This window comes from Enterococcus spodopteracolus (assembly GCF_030441955.1).
Taxonomy (GTDB): domain Bacteria; phylum Bacillota; class Bacilli; order Lactobacillales; family Enterococcaceae; genus Enterococcus_B; species Enterococcus_B spodopteracolus.
This window is the reverse complement of record NZ_JARJHD010000175.1, coordinates 1-255: the sequence shown is the minus strand read 5'-3', so window position 1 is coordinate 255 and position 255 is coordinate 1. Positions and strand designations below refer to the sequence as shown.

Annotated in this window: 1 protein-coding gene; it reads left to right on the top strand. The window is 37.6% G+C overall.

Annotated elements, in window-relative coordinates; all coding sequences use genetic code 11:
• Positions 1–30 precede the first annotated feature (30 nt).
• Positions 31–255: hypothetical protein (locus P3R27_RS15615; RefSeq protein ID WP_301399228.1), on the top strand; the 225-nt coding region annotated here is incomplete at its 3' end.

Sequence of the window (255 nt, the reverse complement as noted above, 5' to 3'; positions counted from 1 at the left end):
AACAAAAAACGACAAATAGGAGAGATTCGCATGGAAATAACTGCAAATAATATCAAAAGAAGTTTGAGAGAGCAAGGAATTAATACGAAAAACCTACGCATTCGGGTTGAAATGGTGGGCTACGGAAACACTTCTATCAGAGTAAAATTGCATGATTTAACGCTAGAAACGGAAACGATTCGTTACGAAATCCAAAAACAGTGGGGGAGCATTCGATATGACGAAAAAGTACAAGGTGAGATATTAGAGGGATGT